The sequence below is a fragment of the Bradyrhizobium niftali genome, from assembly GCF_004571025.1.
GTDB lineage: Bacteria > Pseudomonadota > Alphaproteobacteria > Rhizobiales > Xanthobacteraceae > Bradyrhizobium > Bradyrhizobium niftali.
Genome location: NZ_SPQT01000132.1, coordinates 1 through 715, shown reverse-complemented (window position 1 = coordinate 715; position 715 = coordinate 1). Strand labels below are relative to the sequence as shown.

At 64.3% G+C, this 715-nt stretch carries 1 protein-coding gene; it reads right to left on the bottom strand.

Annotated elements, in window-relative coordinates; translation table 11 throughout:
* Window positions 1-715, bottom strand: a 715-nt coding sequence (locus tag E4K65_RS48130; RefSeq protein ID WP_209312172.1) for an immunoglobulin-like domain-containing protein, incomplete at both ends; no start/stop codon positions are given.

Genomic DNA, 715 nt, shown 5'->3' with positions numbered 1-715 from the left:
GTCCCGACCACCAGGTTCTCGAAATTGCCCCCGGTCGCATTGGTGATGGTCGCCGTCAGCTGGCTGGCGTCGAGGTAGACGTCCTCGCCATTGCCCGACGCTATCGTCAGCGTGCCCGTGGTCTGGCCATCGGTGATCGTGATCACGCCCTGGTCGGTCGTGATCACCGTATCGCCGTGCGAGACGTTCGACAGCGTCGCCGTGAACACGTAGTTCGCGATCCCACCTTCCAGCACCGTCGAGGCACCCAGGTTCACCGTGGTCGGATCGAGCGTGTCGTTGACATGCGCCGTCGCCGACGCGGTTCCGATCGCCAGGTTCTCGAAGTTGCCACCGGTGGCGCCGGTGATGGTCGCCGTCAGCTGCGACCCGTCGAGATAGACGTCCTCGCCGTTGCCGGACGGTAGGGTTAGCGTACCCTTGGTCTGGCCATCGTGGATCGTGATGGCGCCCTGGTCGGTCGTGATGACCGTATCGCCGTGCGAGACGTTCGACAGCGTCGCCGTGAACACGTAGTTCGCCGACGGCCCCTCCAGCACCGTCGAGGCGCTCAAGTCCACCGTCGTCGTGTCGATGGTGTCGTTGACCGTCACCGTGGCAGTGCCGTACTTGGTGAAGTCGACCTTCTCGAAGCTTCCGCCGGAGGCACTGGCAATCCAGACCTGGGTCGAGTGGCCATCCAAATACACGTCGTCGCCCTGCGCGGGCTGTGGAT